Here is a 13,893-nt window from a genome sequence, read left to right on the forward strand (position 1 = left end):
GTTCCGCCCTTACGGCGGGTCACTCTGGAAAAGCCCCAAAGTAACCAAAGGGCTCTAGCCCCAGCACTCGGCACCTCGCTCACGCTTCGGTGTGCCTGAGATCAAAAGCAGAGCACGGCGGCCTGGTAGCCGACCTGATCCTTGAAGCTGAACTCAATCAAATGTGGGAGCTGGCTTGCCTGCGATGGCATCAACCCGGTGGGCCTGATGGACCGAGGTGCCTGCATCGCAGGCAAGCCAGCTCCCACAGAAAAACAAAGCAGTGCGGTGTTGGAGGCTGAACTCGGTCAACTTGTGGGAGCGGGCTTGCTCGCGAAGGCGGTGTGCCAGTGACACATGGGCTGACTGAACCACCGCATTCGCGGGCAAGCCCGCTCCCACATTTGGGTGTCTGTGCATCAGATAGAGGTGTGTTGCTGTGATTTAGCCAAAAGTGACCCGCTGTAAGAGCGGAACCGCCAGCCGCCGCTACCGCAGCAACGGATATGTACTCACCCCACTCAGAAACCTGAAAACGTCAGAACGCCAACTTATAGCCAATAGTCATCAACATAACCGCCAGACAAGGACGCAACACACCATCAGGAACCTTACCGGTCATGTGACTCCCCAGGTAAATCCCCGGCAACGACCCCATCAGCAAAAAGCCCAGCAAATGCCAATCCATATTCCCCATGCTCGCGTGCCCCAGGCCCGCGACCAACGTCAGCGGCACAGCATGGGCAATCTCGGTACCCACCAGCCGACGCGTCGCCAGAAACGGGTACAGAATAAACAGCGCCACGGTCCCAAGCGCACCCGCGCCGATGGACGTCAGGGCAACCATGGTGCCAAGGATCGCACCGGTCACCACCGTCAACAGGTTCAAGTTGCGCGAGCTCATGTGATAGTCATCACCCGCATGCCGCTGTGCAAAAGCCAGCAGGCTTTTCTTGAACAGAATCGCCAGCGCCGTCAGCAGCAACACCACACCAAGCGCCTGCTTGATCACCGCATTCATGGCGCTGGGGTCGGTATGCAGACTGGCAAGGAACCACAGGGTCAGCAGCACCGCAGGCACACTGCCCAAGGTCAGCCAACCGGTGATGGTCCAGTCGATATTCTTGTTCTTGCTGTGCACCAGCACGCCACCTGACTTGGTGATGGCCGCGTACAACAAGTCCGTGCCCACGGCGGTCGCCGGGTTGATGCCAAACCACAACAGGATCGGGGTCATCAAAGACCCACCACCGACACCGGTCATGCCGACGATAAAACCAACCACCAGGCCGGCGATGACAAAACCAAAGTTACCCACATCCATACAGCTACCCGCGGCCTTATAAATTTCTGGCCGCAGGATAGCGATTTTTCTTATAACGACTTATATCAATATGATCTGACTTTATGCCTTTTGTGTCAGCCGTTGACAGACGTAGGCCTGCGTCTGATACGGAAACGCCACAGTGTCACGCCCCCGCAAGGCAGGGTGCGTGTCGATCAGTGCCTGCAATTGCGCAGTCACGCGGGCTTTCTCGGCGGCGGGCAGCGCCGCGATAAAGCTCACCGACAGGAAGCGATCCATGATCACCTCCTGAGGGCTGCCGACATGCTGATAGGCAAAGCAGGTCATTTCGGGCGCGGAAAAATACTCGCCGGTGAAGGCTTCGCGCCAGCGGCCTGTATGAAAGCGCGGCGTGTCGCCTTCATAGGGGGTGATGATGTCGGTGATGGCGGCGACCCAATCCACCGATTCATCACGCACATTCCACACCAGCCCCAGGCGCCCATCGGGTTTGAGCACGCGGTGGATTTCTGCCAGCGCGGCTTCGGTAGAAAACCAATGGAACGCCTGCGCACAGACCACCGCATCGGCGACGGCGGTTTCCAGGGGAATGGATTCGGCGGTGCCATTGACCAGGCGCACATCGGGTAACAGTTTATTGAGCTGCGCGCCCATCGCTTCGACCGGTTCGACCGCCACCAGCGTTGGCGCCAGGGTGCTGAGCAAACGGGTGAACTTGCCGGTACCGGCGCCCAGGTCGATTACTGTCGATTGCGCATCGATGTGCAGCGCATCAGTGAGCCAGCCGGTGAGTTGTCGTGGATAGTCGGGCCGGCCTTGGGCGTAAGTGACGGCCTGGGTAGAGAAACCCTGTTGAGCAGACGTGTGAACACCAGTCATTGCCAATCTCTCCTCGGGTAAAGCGGGGGCACAGTTTGCGCCCTTGTGCATTTATTTTCTAATCACTGCATCCAATCGAGCGCGGCCTGGGTAGTGCTGACAGTGACCCCGCTGTTTTACTCAATGGAGAAACACCGATGAACGCTAAAGCACTGTTCTGCCTGACCGCCCTGCTGGCCGCCGCGCCAATAGCTTTCGCCCAGACCGGCCTGCCCGACGGCATCAAGGTGCCGGATGGGCACAAGGTGGCGCTGGAGACCACAGGCGTCGGCGAAATCACCTACGAATGCCGCGACAAAGCTAACGCCCCCGGCCAGACCGAGTGGACGTTTGTCGGCCCCAAGGCGGTGTTGAATGACCGCAGCGGCAAGCCAGTGGGCACCTATTTCGGCCCACCGGCTACATGGCAAGCCCAAGACGGTTCGAAAATCACCGGCACGCAGTTGGCCGTGGCGCCGTCCAGTGCGGGCAACCTGCCGTACCAATTGGTCAAGGCCAACCCGGCCGAAGGCAAAGGCGCAATGAGCGGTGTGAGTTATATCCAGCGCGTGGCGCTCAAGGGTGGCGTGGCGCCGAGCACCGAGTGCAGCGCTGCCAACAAAGGCACGCAGGCAGTGGTGAAGTACCAGGCCGACTACATCTTCTGGGCGGCCAACTGAGAACAAACTCGGCTACGCTGCCCTTGTAAGGGCCAGCTTGCCGGCGAGGGTCGTCAACGATGACACAGGGCACCTGGGTTTACGCTGCGCCCGTGCCCTTTTTCGCCGGCATGCCGGCGCCCTGCAGTGCGGTGGCGATTGTTATGACAATGGTGGAAACACGTGGCCTTGCCTGACGCCGATTTTGATTACGAAACCTGTCTACTGGCCTGCGCCCGTGGGGATCAACGCGCCTTGCGCCAGCTCTATGAGCAGGACAGCAGCCGTTTGCTCGGCGTGGCTTTTCGCATTGCCAGGGACAAATCCCTGGCCGAAGACATCGTGCATGACGCGTTTATCAGGATCTGGCGGGGCGCCGGCAGTTTCGACCCCAACCGCGGCTCGGCGCGCGGCTGGGTGTTCAGCGTGACCCGGCACCTGGCGCTCAATGCCGTGCGCAATCACTACCGCGAAGCACCCCTGGGCGACGCGCACGAGCACATCGCCACAACCGACACCGTTGAATTCGCTTCGCGCTCGGGGCAGGTCCACGCCTGCCTTGAGCAGCTCGACCCGGCCCGTCGCGCGTGCATCCTGCATGCCTATGTCGACGGCTATTCCCACAGCCAAATCGCACAGAAACTGGACACCCCGCTGGGGACCGTCAAAGCCTGGATCAAACGCAGCCTCGCTGCGCTGCGGGAGTGCATGGCATGAGCAACCCTCTGGACGAACTGGCAGGCGAATACGTGCTGGGCACCCTGCCCGCCGCGCAACGCGCCGAGGTTGAGCAGCGCTTGTCCGAGGATGCCGAGTTGCGCGCGGCGGTGGACGCATGGGAGCAGCGCCTTTTGCCGCTGACCGCATTGGCCGAACCGGTGCCCCCTTCTGCCCAGCTGTGGCGGCGCATCGAGCGCACCGTCACGCCCGCCGACCTGCACACACCGTGGTGGAACCTGCTGGCGCTATGGCGCGGTTTGGCCGGCGCGGGGCTGGTGGCAACGTGGGTACTGGCGACGCTGCTGCTGACCCGCCCGCCCGCTGCTGAACCCACTTTTGTGGTGGTATTGGTGGCGCCGCAAAGCCAGGCTCCGGGTTGGGTGATCCAGGCCAGCAATACTCAGCAGATCCAGTTGATTCCGTTGGGTATGATGCAAGTGCCTGCCGACAAGGCGCTGCAGTTCTGGACCAAGGCGGATGGCTGGCAAGGCCCGGTGTCGCTGGGGTTGGTCAAGCCAGGCCAGACGCTGTCGGTGCCGCTGGACAAACTGCCGCCACTGGCGCCCAACCAATTGTTCGAGCTGACCCTGGAAGACCCGAATGGCTCGCCGACCGGCAAACCCACCGGGCCGATCCAGGCGATCGGCCGCGCCGTCAAGGTGCTCTGATCAGCCGACGCTGGGCAACCACAGCCGGAACCGTGCCCCGCCCAAGGGTGACGCCTGGGCCGTTAACGTGCCGCCCTGGGCCTCCATCGCACGCCGGCTGATGGCCAGGCCGAGGCCGAAGCCTCCGGTGGCGCGGTCGCGGCTGCGGTCCAGGCGATAGAAAGGTTCGAAGATCCGCTCACGCTGGTCTAGCGGAATGCCGATGCCATCGTCATCCACCCAGATCTCGCAGCCCTTGGCACACACCTTGACGCCCACCTGAATGCGCTTGTCGCAGTAGCGCGTGGCATTGCGCAACAAGTTTTGCAGTGCGCGGGCGGTGAGGCGCGGGTCGAGGCTGAAGCGCTCCACCGCGCAATCAAGCGCCACGTCGATGACAATCTCGGGGTTTTCCAGTTCGTCATCGACGCTGCCCAACACGCTGTCGACAAACTCGTCGAGCACCACGTCGACTCGCTCCGGCAGTTGCGCCGGATTTTGCAGACGGCTGTAGGACAGCAATTCCAGCACCAGCTCGTCCAGCTCACGAATGTGCGCCACCAGGCTTTGCAGGCGCTCGCGGCTGGCTTGGGGCAAGTCTTCGGACAACGCCAGCGCCAGGCCGAAATCCAGGCGGGTCAGCGGCGTGCGCAGTTCATGGGAGACCGCATTGAGCAGGTCGCGCTGCTGATTGAGCAGGCGCTCGATATCGTCGGCCATGGTGTCGAACACCGACGCCAGGCTGCCAATGTTGGAACTGGGCGGAATCTGCGTGCGCTCGCCCAGGTTGCCCTTGCCCAGTTGTGCGGCGGTGCTTTTCAGGCGCTCCAGGTCACGCCAGTGCGGACGCAGCCAGAACAGCAGGCAAGCCAGCAGCGCGGCACCGATCAGCACGTTCATCGACCAGTACAGCAGGTTCATGTCCATCGGGTCGGGGGGAATCGTCAGCTTGACCGCAAACTGCTGGTTGACCGGCGAACTGATTTCTTCCATCCAGCCCCATTCGCCAAGGCGGATCACCGGCTTGCCCTGCTCCAGCAGCTTTTCTTCGGCGGGCGTGTAGCTGGCGTCCTGGCGTAACAGCAGTTTGACTTTCAGCGGCGCGAAGTCGCGGCCCAATTGCTCGGTCACCTGGGACCAGCGCTCAACCGGCGCGCGCAGGTATTGTTTGACGATGAGCGTCTGCAGGCCACGGGTCTGCTCGACGTTGTAGTCCATGTAACGGTGTTCAAACAGCTGGATCACCAACCGCGGAATCAGGAAGATCGCCGCACTGAAGGTGATGATGGTGATCAGGTAGAGGCGCAGCAGGACACGAAACATGGATCAGCATTCCCACTCGGAACGGCTGAACAGGTACCCCTTGCCCCACACGGTCTTGATCTTGCGCGCCTCGCCCGCGTGATCGTCGAACTTGCGGCGCAGCTTGGAGATGGCCACGTCCACCGAGCGGTCGGTGCCGTTGAACTCGATACCACGCAGGCGCTGCAGGATCTGGTCGCGGCTGAGCACTTCACCGGCGTGCCGGGCCAGCACCACCAGCAGGTTGTATTCACCGCTGGAGAGCTCCACGGCCTGCTCGCGCCAGCTCACGGTGCGCTCCGACAGGTCGATGCACAGGTTGCCCATGACGATTTGGTCGTTGGCCGCCTGAGGTTCGGACAGGCTGCTGCGGCGCAGCAAGGTGCGCACACGGGCGAGCAGCACGCGCGGCTCGCAGGGTTTGGTGACATAGTCGTCGGCGCCCATTTCCAGGCCCAGCACCTGGTCGTGACTGTCGTCGCGCGCAGTGAGCATCAGGATCGGCAAGCCTGCCGAGTCTGCGCGCAGCAAGCGGCACACCTGCAGGCCATCGAGGCCGGGCAACATCAGGTCGAGGATCACCAGGTCCGGCGGGTTGAGGCGCGCGCGTTCGCGTACGTGGTCGCCACGGCTGAGCACGCTGACATGGTAGCCATTGCGCTCCAGATAGCTGGCAATCAGCTCGGAGAGTGCGGCGTCGTCTTCCACCAGGAGGATGTTGGGCATGGTGTTTCCAAATAATGCAGTTCATCAGGTGTACAGAAACCCAATGTGGGAGCGGGCTTGCTCGCGAAAGCGGTGGTTCAGTGGATAGATTTATCGGCTGATCCACCGCCATTAGGGGCAAGCCCCCTCCCACATGTGATCTTTGCTGTTTGCAGGATTGTGCAAGGATATACGCCCTCAGGCGACTATGGGTCGCGCCTTACATTTCTTCACAGACGAGCTACACAGCTTCACAGCACCACGGCGCAGGTGTCTTTAGGATGCGCCAGTCAATATTGGGATATGAGCATGTCAAAGAATCTGTTTGCGCCGTTTTGCCTGCTGGCCCTGGCGCTCGCCCTGAGCGCGTGTGACCAGTCGGCGGACGAGGCGCCGCAAATGCCCCTGGCCAAAGTGCGCATAGAGACCCTGCAGGCCAAGCCCTTGTCGATCACCAGTGAACTGAGCGGGCGGATCGCCGCGCCGCGTATTGCCGAAGTGCGCGCGCGGGTGGCCGGTGTGGTCATGCAGCGCGTGTTCAAGGAAGGTCACGACGTGAAACAGGGCGACGTGCTGTTTCGCATCGACCCGGCCCCGTTCAAAGCCGACCTGGACAGCGCCCAGGCCAACCTGAGCAAGGCGCAGGCCAACGCGTTCCAGGCGCGTCTGCAGGAGCAGCGCTACAGCCAGTTGGTCGAAGGCAACGCCATCAGCGGCCAGGATTACGACAATGCCCGCGCCGCCGTGCGCCAGACCAATGCCGAAGTCGCCGCCAACAAAGCCGCCGTCGAGCGCGCCAAACTCAACCTGGGCTACGCCACCGTGACCGCGCCGATCTCCGGGCGCATCGGCCGCGCGCTGGTCACCGAGGGCGCGCTGGTCGGGCAAAACGAAGCCACGCCGCTGGCGATCATCCAGCAACTGGACCCGATCCACGCCGACCTGACCCAGTCCACCCGCGAGTTGAACGACCTGCGCCGCGCCTTCCGTGCCGGCAGCTTGAAGCAGGTCGGCCAGGACCAGGCCAAGGCCACGCTGATCGAGGACGACGGCAGCCTGTACCCGCTGCCGGGCAAATTGCTGTTTGCCGAAATCAGCGTCGACCCCGGCACCGGGCAGATCATCCTGCGCAGCGAATTCCCCAACCCGGACCTCGACCTGTTGCCCGGCAGCTTTGTGCGCGTGCGCCTGGAACAGGCGGTGGACAAACAGGGCATCAGCGTGCCGCAACGCGCCATTACCCGTGACAGCGCCGGCATCCCGATGGTGCTCTTGCTGGACGCCGAGCAGGTCGTCAGCCAGCAACCGGTGGAGCTTGGCGCGGTGATCGAGGATCGCTGGATCGTCAGCAACGGCCTCAAACCCGGTGACCGCATCGTCGTCGAAGGCCTGCAACACGCACGCCCCGGTGAAAAAGTCGAAGTGGACGACAGCCCTGCGCCGAATGCCCAGGCCTCGGCCCGCTAAGCAAAGGAATACCTGACAATGCCGCAGTTCTTTATTGACCGCCCGATCTTCGCCTGGGTGGTCGCCCTGTTTATCCTGCTGGCCGGCGCGCTCGCCATACCTCAATTGCCGGTGGCCCAGTACCCCAACGTCGCGCCGCCGAAGGTGGAAATCTACGCGGTGTACCCGGGCGCCTCGGCCCAGACCCTGGACGAAAGCGTGGTCAGTCTGATCGAGCAGGAGCTCAACGGCGCCGATCACCTGCTGTATTTCGAATCCCAGAGCAGCCTGGGCTCGGCCACGATCACCGCCACCTTCCAGCCGGGCACGAACCCGGAAATGGCCCAGGTTGATGTGCAAAACCGCCTTAAAGCGGTGGAGCCGCGTTTGCCGCAAGCGGTGACCCAGCAAGGCTTGCAGGTGGAAAAGGTTTCCGCCGGCTTCCTGCTGCTGGTCACCCTGACCTCAAACGACGGCAAGCTCGATGACGTGGCGCTCAGCGATTACCTGGCGCGCAACGTGATGAACGAGCTCAAGCGCATCGAGGGCGTGGGCAAGGCGCAGCTGTATGGCGCCGAGCGTGCGATGCGTATCTGGATCGACCCGCAGAAACTGATTGGCTTCAACCTTACGCCCGCCGACGTCAACGCCGCGATCAGCGCACAGAATGCGCAGGTCTCGGCGGGCAGCATCGGTGATTTGCCGGGCACCAGCACCCAGGAAATCACCGCCGCCATTCTGGTCAAAGGCCAGCTGTCGACGCCGGCGGAGTTCGCCGACATCGTGCTCAAGGCCAACCCGGACGGCTCCACCGTGCGCATCGGCGATGTGGCGCGGGTGGAAATCGGCAGCCAGGAATATCAGTTTTCGACGCGCCTGAACGGCAAGCCGTCCACCGCCGTCAGTGTGCAGCTGTCGCCAGGTGCCAACGCGCTGAGCACCGCAACGCTGGTGCGGGCGAAGATGGACGAGCTGTCGCGCTACTTCCCGGCCAATGTGGAGTACAAGATCCCGTACGACACCTCGCCCTTCGTCAAAGTCTCGATCACCAAGGTGGTTTACACCTTGCTGGAAGCCATGGCGCTGGTGTTTGCGGTGATGTTCCTGTTCCTGCAGAACGTGCGCTACACGCTGATCCCGACGCTGGTGGTGCCGATTGCGCTGATGGGCACGTTCGCCACCATGCTGTTGCTGGGGTTTTCGATCAACGTGCTGACCATGTTCGGCATGGTGTTGGCCATCGGCATTCTGGTGGACGATGCGATTGTGGTGGTCGAAAACGTCGAGCGCATCATGGCCACCGAGGGTCTGTCGCCCAAGGAGGCCACGCGCAAAGCCATGGGCCAGATCACCGGAGCCATCGTCGGCATCACCCTGGTGCTGGTCGCGGTGTTCCTGCCGATGGCCTTTATGCCGGGCTCGGTGGGCGTGATTTACCAGCAGTTTTCGCTGTCGATGGCCACCTCGATTCTGTTCTCGGCGTTCCTGGCTTTGACCCTGACCCCGGCCCTGTGCGCCACGTTGCTCAAGCCGATTGCCAAGGGCGAGCACCACGCCAAGCGCGGTTTTTTCGGTTGGTTCAATACGCGTTTTGAACACCTGACCGACCGTTATGAAGGCTGGGTGGCCTACGCCCTCAAACGCAGCGGCCGTTACCTGCTGATCTATCTGGTGCTGCTGGTGGGCCTGGGCTGGATGTTCAGCCGCCTGCCCTCCTCGTTCCTGCCGGTGGAAGATCAGGGTTACACCATCACCGACATCCAGCTGCCACCGGGTGCGAGCAAGAACCGCACGGTGCAGGTGGCCGAGCAGATCGAGGCGCATAACGCCCAGGAGCCTGGGGTGGGCGATACCACCATGATCATGGGCTTCAGTTTCTCTGGCTCCGGGCAGAACGCGGCGCTGGCGTTCACCACGCTCAAGGACTGGTCCAAACGCAGCAGCGACGATTCGGCGGCGGCAATTGCCGACCGCGCCAACGCCGCGTTCAGCGAGCTCAAGGATGCGATTGCCTATGCGATTCTGCCACCGCCGGTAGATGGCCTGGGCACCTCCAGTGGTTTCGAGTTCCGGTTGCAGGACCGTGGCGGTGTCGGCCATGCCGCCTTGATGGCGGCGCGTACTGAGCTGCTGGCGGCCGCCGAGAAAAACCCGATCCTGGCCAATGTGCGTGAAAGCGCCCTGGCCGAGGCGCCGCAAGTGCAGTTGGAAGTGGACCGCAAGCAGGCCAATGCACTGGGGGTTTCCTTTGCTGACGTCGGTAATGTGTTGTCTTCAGCCATCGGCTCGGCCTACATCAACGACTTCCCCAACCAGGGCCGTATGCAACGGGTGGTGGTGCAGGCCGAAGGCGATCAGCGCAGCCAGGTGGCGGATTTGTTGAAGATCAATGTGCGTAACAACACCGGCAAGATGGTGCCATTGTCGGCATTTGTCGAAGCCAAATGGACCCAGGGCCCGACGCAGCTGACCCGCTACAACGGCTACCCCGCCATCGCCATCAGCGGCGAAGCGGCGCCAGGCCACAGCACGGGTGAAGCCATGCAAGAAATCCAGCGCCTGGTCAGCCAACTGCCCGCAGGGCTGGGCCAGGAATGGACCGGCTTGTCGCTGCAGGAGCGTTTGTCCGGCTCCCAGGCGCCGTTGCTGTTGGGCCTGTCGCTGCTGATCGTGTTCCTGTGCCTGGCGGCGCTGTATGAAAGTTGGTCGATCCCGACCTCGGTGTTGCTGGTGGTGCCGCTGGGCGTGCTCGGCGCGGTATTGGCGGTGAGTTTGCGCGGCATGCCTAACGATGTGTTTTTCAAGGTCGGCTTGATCACCATCATCGGCTTGTCGGCTAAGAACGCGATCCTGATCATCGAATTCGCCAAGGACTTGTATGAGCAAGGCGAGGACCTGATCGACGCCACCTTGAAAGCCGCGCGCCTGCGTTTGCGGCCGATCATCATGACGTCGCTGGCGTTTATCCTCGGCGTGGTGCCCCTGGCGATTGCCACTGGCGCCAGCTCCGCCAGCCAGCAAGCCATTGGCACCGGGGTGATCGGCGGGATGATCACCGCAACACTGGCAGTGGTGTTTGTGCCGGTGTTCTTTGTGGTCGTCATGAAGTGGGTGCGCAAGCGTCCATAACCCGTCCGAAAATGCGCTATGGTGCTCACAACCTCTCTTGTTGTGAGCACCTATGGCCTTCCTCGCCCGCACCCACCCTCGCCTTTCATCCGCCGCCGTACTCGGCCTTGCCGTGGGCATTCTGGCGCCTGCCGATACGCTGATCAGCAAAATCCTCATCGGCTGGAACGCCGGCGTCTGGACCTACCTGCTGCTGATGCTGTGGCTGGCGACCCGTGCTCGCGCCGACGACGTAAAACGCATCGCCGAGATTGAAGACGAAAACGCCGGGCTGGTGCTGTTCATGGTGTGCATCGCGGCAATTGCCAGCCTTGCGACCATCACGGTGAACCTGGTGGGCAGCAAAGACCTCGACAGCACAGCGCGCCTGCTGCACTACGGCTTTACCGGCATGACCGTGGTCGGCTCATGGTTGTTGACCGGGGTGATTTTCAGCGTGCACTACGCGCGCCTTTTCTACACCTGGGAGGGCGAGGAGCCGGCATTGCGTTTTGCCGAAGGCTTGCGCAACCCCAACTATTGGGACTTCCTGTACTTCTCGTTCACCATCGGCGTGGCGGTGCAAACAGCCGATGTGGGCGTGGCCACGCGCGGTCTGCGCAAAGTGGTGCTGGGCCAGTCGTTGATCGGTTTTTTGTTCAATACGGCGATTCTGGGTTTTTCGATCAACATTGCCGCAGGCTTGTTCAGTTAGGCCCAGCGCGCTGATCAGACGGGCGAAAAAAAGGGGAAGCCAACGCTTCCCCTATCCACGTGCACACGTACTTTAGAAGGCGTACTGCAACCCTGCAGTTGCGCCCCAAGGCATGTCGTACGCCTTGCCTTTGCTGTGACTGACTTCGGCATGCAGGCTAAGGTTTTTCGACAACGAAACAGCCATGCCGCCCGCGACCTCGATGCTCGCGCCCGAGAGGTTGTTATTAAACCTCTGATCGTTGATGTACACCCGGTTGTCCGGGCTGAAATCACGCGCCGCCGCCGTGCGCAGGTACGGCTGCAGAATGCTGCCGCTGTCCAGCTGGACATTTTTGCCCAGGGTAACCCCCACTTTGCCGATGGCTGACGTGGCACGATCGCTCTTTGCCTTCAGGCCGTTGTCCATGGTGTAGTTGGCGCCGCCAATGGCGGCGATGGACAACTGGGCAAACGGTTCAACATACAGGCCCTCATCATCAAGCTTGATGTTTCTGCCCACCTCGGCAGATGCGCTCACCGCGTCTTGCGTGTATTTGCCTTTGGCACGTTGGCCGTCGCTCATGTTGACCTGGCTTTGGCCTTTGAGTTTGTTGACCTTGCCCACCAGGTCGACGTACACGCCGCTTTCTTCATCCAGCCAGGTTGCATAGGTACCCAGGTAGTAGCTGTTGACCATACCGCTGCTGCCACGGCTCAGGCCCAGGGTTGAGTTGCTGTAACCGCCCATGACACCCAGCGTCCACTGGCCATCACCCGCATCCAGCGCCGTATCGGCACCAATGGTCAGGCCGGTCTGGTTCTGTGAGTAGCCCACGCCGTTGCTGTTGGCCGCCACGTCAATCTTGTTGCCGTAGCCGCGCATCCACAGGCCCTGGCTCTTGCCCTGGCCAAAGCGGACTTCGCCCATGCGGGTGCGCAAAATGCTCGACTCACCCACCAGTACCGCAGGTGCAGCGTTGGCCAATGCCAGCACGGCTTTGGCGCTGGTACTGGTGCCCTTTTTCTCGGTGTCCAGGTACCAGTCGGTGCCTTCCTGCTTGAGCCCATATTCGAAAGCGCCGACATCGACGGTATCGCCCACCAACCCGAACCTGGCGCCGCCGCTTTCGGTGTGTACCACTTTGATGGCCTCACCGGTGGCCAACTCCGAGCCACTGGCGCCAATCAACAGTTGGTGATTGCCTTCGGCGTTGCCATTGACATTCAACAGGTCGGTCTCGCCGGTGTTGAAGTTGGTGTGCATTTTGAACGTGCCGTTACCGGTCAGGTTATTGGTGTTCAGTTGAAAGAATTGGCCCGGGGCGCCAAAGACTACGTTGCCGCCGCCCATTTTCAGGGTATTGACCTGACTGTCACCCACCAGCACCCACTGGGCATTGCTGTTGACATCGAGTTGCTCGACATTGCGCAACTGGCCAGTGAGCGAGGCATTGTTGTTGAGTTGCACCATGCCCGTGCTGCCCGCGCCAATGACCACGTCGCCGATCAACTGGCTGTTGTCGACGAACAGGTTGGCGCTGGAGTTATTGTCCACTTGAAGCAGCACACCATTACCGCTGAGCAGGTTCGAACCGTTGAGAACCTGGATATCAGCCTTGGTGCTGTTGGTGAGCGGCGGATTGACCAGGATGGCTGAGCCGCTTTTGCCCTGAACCACGGAATTATCCAGGATCAAGGAGTTGGTCCGCGTCAGATCCCCCTCCATGCGCATATTGACGCCGTTCACCCCGCCAGTAATAAGGCTGTTATTGCGCGCCACAGCATCGGCATTAAGAAGTACCAAACCTATACCTGTCGCAGCCGTAGCGTCGACGCGGGCATTGTCCAGGTTCACCGTGCCGTAGCCGGCGGCGGAAATACCGCGAGTTGCACCGATAACACTGCTGTCTTTTACCGTGAGGGACGAACCATCCGTGCCGCCTGTCGTTCGGGTGACACTCACCCCCCAACCCGTGGCATTGGTGACCGTACTGTTATTGGTGATTAATGCACTGCTGTTACCCGCGACCGAAATGGCCTGGGTGATCGTGGGGCGCGCCGTCACCTGGGAGTTATCAACGACCACTTTCGATTGCAGTCGGGCTTCGATATCTAACGTTTTGCTGCCCGGCTCCAGCGTCAAACCGGCGTTAACCATTTGAATCTGCCGGGTCGTCGCACCGTGCGCAATCAAGCTTGATCCGCCAGACAGCACATAGTTATCAAGCGGCGTAGCGGCCGATATCGACGTATTGGGCAAAATGACTTGGGTTTGCGCGTGCGCAGTGGGAGCCACCAGGAACATTAACGTGACGGCCGGGGCTGACAACGCAAGGCTCAAGGGTGTTGGTTTGAAGTTAAATACTGCCGACATATAATGAACCTCTAGTTCCTGCACGAAACAATAGGGCGGGTTCCAAATCTGGTGGGACCCAGCCCATTAAGCGGCGCCATGATTGACGAGCAC

At 61.5% G+C, this 13,893-nt stretch carries 11 protein-coding genes; 6 read left to right on the plus strand and 5 right to left on the minus strand.

All coding sequences use genetic code 11. The features are described 5' to 3' along the window. Positions 1-517 precede the first annotated feature (517 nt). Both ACM530_RS27005 and ACM530_RS27010 read right to left on the minus strand, forming a co-directional pair. The gene (locus tag ACM530_RS27005) at positions 518-1,303 is read right to left on the minus strand and encodes a sulfite exporter TauE/SafE family protein (RefSeq protein ID WP_145165672.1); all 786 of its coding nucleotides are present in this window, start codon (positions 1,301-1,303) and stop codon (positions 518-520) included. Between the two features lie 81 nt (positions 1,304-1,384). Continuing rightward, complete coding sequence (locus ACM530_RS27010; protein ID WP_416363627.1) at positions 1,385-2,164, minus strand: methyltransferase domain-containing protein; 780 nt, start codon at positions 2,162-2,164, stop codon at positions 1,385-1,387. 137 nt (positions 2,165-2,301) lie between these two features. Between ACM530_RS27010 and ACM530_RS27015 the strand changes: the two genes are divergently transcribed. From ACM530_RS27015 to ACM530_RS27025, 3 genes are all read left to right on the plus strand, one after another. Then, on the plus strand, positions 2,302-2,823 hold the full coding sequence (locus tag ACM530_RS27015; protein ID WP_416363628.1) for a DUF3455 domain-containing protein: 522 nt from the start codon (positions 2,302-2,304) through the stop codon (positions 2,821-2,823). A gap of 168 nt (positions 2,824-2,991) precedes the next feature. After that, positions 2,992-3,519, plus strand: a complete 528-nt coding sequence (locus ACM530_RS27020; protein WP_416365131.1) for a sigma-70 family RNA polymerase sigma factor — start codon at positions 2,992-2,994, stop codon at positions 3,517-3,519. Further along, the gene (locus tag ACM530_RS27025) at positions 3,516-4,190 is read left to right on the plus strand and encodes an anti-sigma factor domain-containing protein (RefSeq protein WP_416363629.1); all 675 of its coding nucleotides are present in this window, start codon (positions 3,516-3,518) and stop codon (positions 4,188-4,190) included. The genes ACM530_RS27020 and ACM530_RS27025 overlap by 4 nt, the downstream gene beginning before the upstream one ends. Here the strand turns inward: ACM530_RS27025 and ACM530_RS27030 are convergent, their stop codons facing one another. Both ACM530_RS27030 and ACM530_RS27035 read right to left on the minus strand, forming a co-directional pair. Further along, entirely contained in the window at positions 4,191-5,492 is a 1,302-nt protein-coding gene (locus tag ACM530_RS27030; protein ID WP_242197208.1) for an ATP-binding protein, read from the minus strand. It lies immediately after the preceding gene. A gap of 3 nt (positions 5,493-5,495) precedes the next feature. Next, positions 5,496-6,197 (minus strand): response regulator transcription factor, encoded by a 702-nt coding sequence (locus ACM530_RS27035; RefSeq protein ID WP_145165677.1) that lies wholly within the window; start codon positions 6,195-6,197, stop codon positions 5,496-5,498. 288 nt (positions 6,198-6,485) lie between these two features. Between ACM530_RS27035 and ACM530_RS27040 the strand changes: the two genes are divergently transcribed. Genes ACM530_RS27040 through ACM530_RS27050 form a run of 3 tightly spaced genes read left to right on the plus strand, consistent with a single transcriptional unit; the run spans position 6,486 to position 11,445 of the window. Beyond that, positions 6,486-7,643 (plus strand): efflux RND transporter periplasmic adaptor subunit, encoded by a 1,158-nt coding sequence (locus ACM530_RS27040; protein WP_416363630.1) that lies wholly within the window; start codon positions 6,486-6,488, stop codon positions 7,641-7,643. Between the two features lie 18 nt (positions 7,644-7,661). Further along, the gene (locus ACM530_RS27045) at positions 7,662-10,751 is read left to right on the plus strand and encodes a multidrug efflux RND transporter permease subunit (RefSeq protein WP_416363631.1); all 3,090 of its coding nucleotides are present in this window, start codon (positions 7,662-7,664) and stop codon (positions 10,749-10,751) included. Positions 10,752-10,803: 52 nt separating this feature from the next. Next, positions 10,804-11,445 carry a DUF1345 domain-containing protein gene (locus ACM530_RS27050; RefSeq protein WP_106577860.1) on the plus strand — a complete coding sequence of 214 codons (642 nt, stop codon included), beginning with the start codon at positions 10,804-10,806 and terminating at the stop codon, positions 11,443-11,445. A gap of 72 nt (positions 11,446-11,517) precedes the next feature. Here ACM530_RS27050 and ACM530_RS27055 read toward each other — a convergent pair whose 3' ends face one another. Then, a complete protein-coding gene (locus tag ACM530_RS27055; protein ID WP_416363632.1) occupies positions 11,518-13,800 on the minus strand; it encodes an autotransporter outer membrane beta-barrel domain-containing protein in 2,283 nt (760 codons plus the stop codon). Between the last annotated feature and the right edge of the window lie 93 nt (positions 13,801-13,893).

This window comes from Pseudomonas sp. NFX183, assembly GCF_047943075.1.
In the GTDB taxonomy this organism is placed as follows: Bacteria; Pseudomonadota; Gammaproteobacteria; order Pseudomonadales; family Pseudomonadaceae; genus Aquipseudomonas.